The sequence below is a fragment of the Halalkalibacterium ligniniphilum genome (assembly GCF_000334155.1).
Classification (GTDB): domain Bacteria; phylum Bacillota; class Bacilli; order Bacillales; family Bacillaceae_D; genus Halalkalibacterium; species Halalkalibacterium ligniniphilum.
Window position 1 is genome coordinate 1 of the sequence record NZ_ANNK01000179.1, and the last position, 225, is coordinate 225.

At 49.3% G+C, this 225-nt stretch carries 1 tRNA gene; it reads right to left on the minus strand.

The features are described from left to right. Positions 1-90 precede the first annotated feature (90 nt). A tRNA-Ile gene (locus BLT_RS0121020) sits at positions 91-167 on the minus strand. Positions 168-225: the final 58 nt, after the last annotated feature.

A 225-nucleotide genomic window follows, 5' to 3' on the forward strand; every position in this document is an offset into this window, starting at 1 on the left:
CTAGCGGGATCGAACCGCTGACCTCCTGCGTGCAAGGCAGGCGCTCTCCCAGCTGAGCTAAGGCCCCGTTTTCTTTTTAAAAGTGCGTTATGGTGGGCCTGAGTGGACTTGAACCACCGACCTCACGCTTATCAGGCGTGCGCTCTAACCAGCTGAGCTACAGGCCCATAACATGACAGCGATATAAATTCTTAACATAAAAAAATTATTAGTTACTTTGAAGGT